Annotated in this window: 8 protein-coding genes; all 8 read left to right on the top strand. The window is 50.8% G+C overall.

From position 1 onward, the window contains the following. Positions 1-395: hypothetical protein (locus KGZ89_02910; protein ID MBS3973801.1), on the top strand; the 395-nt coding region annotated here is incomplete at its 5' end. A 2-nt stretch (positions 396-397) separates the two neighbouring features. Then, positions 398-775, top strand: a complete 378-nt coding sequence (locus tag KGZ89_02905; GenBank protein MBS3973800.1) for a hypothetical protein — start codon at positions 398-400, stop codon at positions 773-775. A 26-nt stretch (positions 776-801) separates the two neighbouring features. Next, the gene (locus KGZ89_02900; protein ID MBS3973799.1) at positions 802-1,683 is read left to right on the top strand and encodes a ParM/StbA family protein; all 882 of its coding nucleotides are present in this window, start codon (positions 802-804) and stop codon (positions 1,681-1,683) included. A 4-nt stretch (positions 1,684-1,687) separates the two neighbouring features. Next, positions 1,688-1,981 (top strand): plasmid segregation centromere-binding protein ParR, encoded by a 294-nt coding sequence (locus KGZ89_02895; GenBank protein ID MBS3973798.1) that lies wholly within the window; start codon positions 1,688-1,690, stop codon positions 1,979-1,981. 154 nt (positions 1,982-2,135) lie between these two features. Further along, the gene (locus KGZ89_02890) at positions 2,136-2,507 is read left to right on the top strand and encodes a DUF3846 domain-containing protein (protein MBS3973797.1); all 372 of its coding nucleotides are present in this window, start codon (positions 2,136-2,138) and stop codon (positions 2,505-2,507) included. A 15-nt stretch (positions 2,508-2,522) separates the two neighbouring features. After that, positions 2,523-2,777, top strand: a complete 255-nt coding sequence (locus KGZ89_02885; protein MBS3973796.1) for a hypothetical protein — start codon at positions 2,523-2,525, stop codon at positions 2,775-2,777. A gap of 416 nt (positions 2,778-3,193) precedes the next feature. Continuing rightward, positions 3,194-3,607, top strand: coding sequence for a hypothetical protein (locus KGZ89_02880; protein MBS3973795.1), 414 nt, complete (start codon positions 3,194-3,196; stop codon positions 3,605-3,607). Between the two features lie 2 nt (positions 3,608-3,609). Beyond that, a partial coding sequence (locus KGZ89_02875; protein ID MBS3973794.1) for an SEL1-like repeat protein occupies positions 3,610-5,760 on the top strand: 2,151 nt, incomplete at its 3' end.

Here is a 5,760-nt window from a genome sequence, read left to right as displayed (position 1 = left end):
TGGAGCAGTACCCTGACGGCGTTGGTAATTACGAGAGCTTCATCCGCAGCAACTGGCTCGGAGGAAGGACGACGGACTGTGTTGGCCTGATAAAAGGCTACGGCTGGCTTGATCCAAACACCATGGAAATTGAGTACGGGACCAACGGCATGCCGGATATCAGCGCGGACAGCATGTATAAGAATGCTGCGGTTTCTGGCTCCATTGATACCATGCCTGACATCCCAGGTCTTGCTGTTTGGAAGTCCGGACATATCGGAATCTATATCGGAAACGGCAAGGTCATTGAAGCCATGGGTACAAAATATGGCGTCGTCAAAACAAATCTCGCCGACCGTTCGTGGTCAGCGTGGCTTGAAATTCCCTACATCAACTACAATAAAGGAGGAAAATGAAGATGAGTACAACCGAATTAAAGATCCCCTTCCCTTCGGAGAGGCTGGACGCCCTCCGTTTTTTCATGGAGAAAAAGGATCAGACCGTAGAGCAGGAGCTGAGGGATTACCTCAACAAGACCTATGAGCGTCTGGTTCCTGCCAATGTCCGCGAGTATATTGAAAGCCGTTTGGAGCAGGCATCGTCCCAGGAACAGGCACCGCCACAAGAGCAGGTATCAGAATCCCAACATACTCTTGCTTCAAGGGAGCGTCAGCCTCGTACCTCCCGAAGACAGCGGGAACAGGCTGCAGCTGAAGCACCTCCCTCTCCAGAGGCTCAGTCAGAGGCTGAAGCCCCTGCCGAGGAAGAAGCGCAGGGCATGACCATGAGCATGTAACCCGCAAAAAGAAGGAGGTGCTGATTATGATAAAGCTTGGTGTGGACAATGGAAACTACAACACCAAATCCTCGGAGGGGATGCTATATGCCTCCGGGTATGCCGCAAGTGACAAAGAATTCATTGTGCCGGAGATGCAGCTCTTTTTCGAGAGCAAGTATTATGCCGTCGGTGAGCGTCGTCTGCGTTTTCAACAGGATAAGACCAGGGAGCCTGATACATTTATTTTGACGCTCCCTGCAATTGCGGATGCCATGAAAAAGGAAGGAACAACCAATGCTGAAATTGCCCTTGGCGTAGGGCTGCCCATCGACAGCTACGGCACACAGAAGGAAGCCTTCAGGCGATATTTCCTGCGTGAGAACATCTCGTTCCGGTTCGAGGGAGCATTCTACCGCTGCCGTATTGCGGAATGCAAGGTGTTCGCACAAGGCCATGCGGCGCTGTGCAGGTACTATCCGCAGCTTAAGGATTACCGAAGCATCACGCTGGTGGACATCGGCGGTTATACGGTGGATATTCTTGCACTTCATGATTTCCGGCTTGACAGATCAAGCTGTGCTAGTCTCCGCATGGGTACCATTACCATGTACAGCCGGATTCAAGATACGCTCCAGCGAAGTGACATCCTTTTGTCGGACGGACTCATCACGGATGCTATACGCGGCGAGATCGAGCATACCGACAGCAAGCTGATTGGAGCTATTGTGGAGCAGGCTGTGACCGCTTACTGTAAGGAACTGTTTAATGCGCTCCGTGAGCGAGGTCTGGATCTGCGGCTGCCCACAGTGTTTGCAGGCGGGGGCGCTGAGCTGCTGGAACCCATGCTTCACGGGAGCGGCCTCAACACAGTGGCGGTGTTGAACCGTTTCGCCAATGCGGACGGTTATAAGCTCCTGATGGGGTGAGCCTATGTCCGAGCGAAAACGATATTACCTCTCTTTTGACATGGATAACCCAAGGCATCGGGAGGCTGAAGCGCTGTTTGCACGCCAGGCCAGCAGACAGCGCACTGAATATGTGGTAAACAGCATTCTGACGGCACATCAGGCTGAGCATCTGGAGCAAGCCGTTCGACAGGCGGTTAGGGAAGAACTCCGAAATCTCAGGTTATCCCCTCAGAACACGCAGCTGGAGGAAACGGATATGGATGTTCAGCTGTCCGACCTACCCGGCAGTCTGATCCATGCACTGGAGGAATTGTAACCATGTTGGCTCACTTTCCTGCCGTCCTTATACCGGATGGTTGAAAAGTACACCAACATGGCTCACTTTTTCGCAAACAACAGTCTGAGCATCAGGTCAGTCAGAAGAATCAGAGGAAACCCGGAGCATGACAATGAGTATTTAGGAGGCGAACATGGAGAAAAAGATAAAAGTGCTAATGGTGGAACCGATGAAGGAACCCTATCCTGCTGAAGTTGAAAACACCTTGGAAGGGTTGCAGAAGGCGATTGGAGGATATATTGAAACGGTATATCTGGAGGATTATGTTGTTCTGGTTTGCAATGAAGAGGGAAAACTGATGGGGCTTCCCGGCAACCGTTCTCTCGGAAACGACATCATCGCCGGTACATTTTTTGTGGCTGGCAGCAATGATGATGGGGATTTTGTGTCGCTGACTGAGGATAAAATCCGGCAGTACAGTGATCGATTTCAAAAGACGGAAACCTTTACCCAGGAACAGGTGGAGGATGCTTCCGTTATATTTTCATTAGATTTTAGCAAATGAAGGGAGTAAAGCTGCATGAAAAAAACTACTGTACAAATCACCTTTGAAGCTGAAAAGCTTCGTGCCATACACCAGTACATGGAGGACGAAACAGAACTGCAGGCTGAACTGGGTACATTGCTGCAAACACTGTATGAGAAGCACGTTCCCGCTCCTGTCCGGGAGTACATCGAAGGTCGGGATAAAAGCGTGACGGACGCCCCTATGCGCAGCACCCGCCCGGCAGCTTCTGCAGGACAAAGCAGTCCAGATGAGGACAGTGAGAAATAACAACCTGCACACACGCGTGTTGCCGCCCGTGTGCCCCCGTGTCGCGTTTTTACTGCAGAGGTGGCACGTAACACCTGTGGGCAGGATAGCGCCTCGTGTTGAGGCTTTGTGACGAGATTGAGAGGAAAAAACCATCCTCCGGCAGTGCCTCATAAAAGCCGCTTGAGGGGTGAACCATGGGGTCGAAAACCATGCTGGTTAAAGGAGCGGGGTTACAGAGCTTCCCCGCTCCGGCTCACACCGCCCCGCAATGCGGGTCGGGGGACGATTTTCGCCGGGGTCAGATTTTGCCCCTTGGAGTTGCCTTCGGGGTTGGCGGCACAAAAAATGCCCAAATAAGCCCCGAGTTTAAAGGATTTTCATGGGGACTGCAGCAGGGGTTGCGGTCTTTATAACAAGAAAGGAGGCTATGCATCGTGACAGAAGAAAACAAGAATAAAAAGAAGTTCGCTCTGTGGATCTATCCCGAAACCAGGAAGCTGATATCGGACTGGTACAAGCACGATAACTGCCAGAGCCAGAGCGAGTTCATCGAAAAGGCAATCAAGTTTTACTGCGGCTACATCTCAGCTGAGGAAGGCGTGAGGTTTCTGCCGACCGCCATTACCACAGCTATGACCGGTATGGTGGATAGTCTGGAAAACCGCATGGCACGTCTCATCTTCAAGCTGGCAGTGGAGATGTCCATGATGATGAACATCCTTGCGTCTACTGCGGAGGTGGATGAAAACACCTTGCGCCGTTTGAGGGGAAAGTGTGTTGCTGACGTAAAGAAATCCATAGGATCGGTGACCTTCGAGGATGTAACTAAATTCCAAAAGGGTGAATAACTATGCCGCGTATTATTTTCAAGTGCCGGTATATTAAAAATGCTGCAGTGCATCTGGAGAACCTAGTGGAATACGTTGCAACCCGTGAAGGTGTGGAGATGATCCCGCAGGATAAGCATACATTGACGGTCACAGAGAAACAGAAGAAGCTCATGGCGGACATCCTGGCACAGCTTCCGGATACTGGGGATTTATTTGAGTATGAGGATTATCTTAATCAGCCTACTGCAGAAAATGCTTCCGAGTTTATTACAGTCGCACTGGATCAGAATCTCGATCGGCTGTCTCATCAGGAGGTCTATGTCAATTACATCGCCACCCGTCCCCGCGCTGAAAAGCTGGGCAATCACGGACTGTTCTCTGATGAGGATACTCCGCTGGTGCTGTCAAGAGTAGCGGAGGAAGTCGGAGGTCATGCAGGGAACGTCTGGACGCCTATTATATCTCTGCGACGGGAGGATGCTGTCCGGTTGGGGTATGACAATACCTCTGCGTGGATGGCACTCATCCGCAAGCAGAGGAATATCTTTGCCGAGCAGATGAAAATAGCTCCGGAAAACCTGCGCTGGTATGCTGCATTTCATAACGAAGGCCATCATCCTCACTGCCACATGATAGTATACTCGGTGAATCCCCGCGAAGGGTATGTCACAAAAATTGCCATTGATAAAATGCGGAGCAGTCTGGCAAAGGAAATCTTTCAGCAGGATTTAATTCAGATATATTCTGAGCAAACCGCTCAAAGAAACGAGCTTGCCGGCAAGAGCCGTGAAGCCTTAAGAGAGATTATAGGCAGAATGAGTAGCGGTGCCTATGAAAGCGAAACTATTGAGGCACTGCTCAAGCATCTGGCAGAACGGTTGAAGCACACCTCCGGAAAGAAGCAATACGGTTATCTAAAAGCGCCCCTTAAAGCAATCGTGGATCAGATCGTAGATGAACTGGCGAAGAATGAGCGGGTGTCGGAAGCCTATGCAAAATGGCAGGAGCTTCGGAACGAAGTCCTGCGAACATATACTGATAAGCTTCCTGATAAGCTTCCTGATCCGCTGCCGCTTTCACGGCAGAAGGAATTTAAGCACATCAAGAATATGGTGATCTCCGAAGCCATGAATATCGGCGGTCACCATTTTACATTTGAAGGCGATGAGTCTGCGGATATATTAAATGAAGAAACTGTATCGACGACCCAAGAATTCGATTCCATGATGACGGAGAATGAACTAACTCTGGTCACGGATGAAGCACCGGAGGATGGTGATGATATGCCGCCTCCTGCTTCGGAGGGTTCATTCCGTGCGGATTCCGAAGATGCTGGTTCCGGAAGACCGCACATCGCGTGGAGTGATCGATATAAGGAGGCTGGCGCTTTTTTCTATGGCAGTGATGAGCTGGAGCCTGATTTTGAACAGGCTCTTCGTTTATTTTTGCTAGAAGCCGAAGCAGGCAACGCGCTCGCCATGCACGATCTCGGCAGGATGTACGCAGATGGGCTTGGAGTGGATATGGATGTCGAAGCCGCATCCAGTTGGTATGAAAAAGCACTTTCCGCATTTCTGGACATCGAAGCAAATGAGGAAAATCGGTATGTGGAATACCGCATCGGGAAAATGCATGCGGCAGGACTTGGCACGAAGCAGGATTATGAGGAAGCGGCTGGATGGTTTGAAATGGCGGCCTCGAGAAACCACAAATATGCCCAATATTCTCTTGCTGGTCTGTACTACCGGGGACAGGGCGTGGACCAGAGTTTTGAAAACGCCTTTGAATTATACCGCAGGTCTGCCAGACAGCGTGTGCCGTATGCCGATTACGAGCTGGCGAAGATGTATCGGGACGGAATTGGCACGGAGAAGAACGGCGAAGATTCAGAGCTGCACTTCGAGAAAGCCTTTTACGGCTTTAAGCGGCTGGAGGAACAGAGTCATGACGATAAGCTCCAGTACCGACTGGGGCAAATGCTCTACAGCGGAACCGGTACTGAAGAGAATGTGGAAGTGGCCATTGTATATTTTGAAAAGGCCGCCCGGCTTGGCAATGTCCACGCACAATACATGCTCGGCAAAATCTATCTGGATGTGGACAGTGGTGATGAAAATGCTGAAAGGGCCGTCCAGTGGCTGACCAAAGCCGCAGAGAACGGCAACAGTCTG

Source organism: Actinomycetota bacterium (assembly GCA_018334075.1).
GTDB lineage: Bacteria > Actinomycetota > Coriobacteriia > Anaerosomatales > UBA912 > JAGXSC01.
Note: the sequence above shows the minus strand (reverse complement) of the source record. Positions and strands in the feature narration are given on the sequence as shown.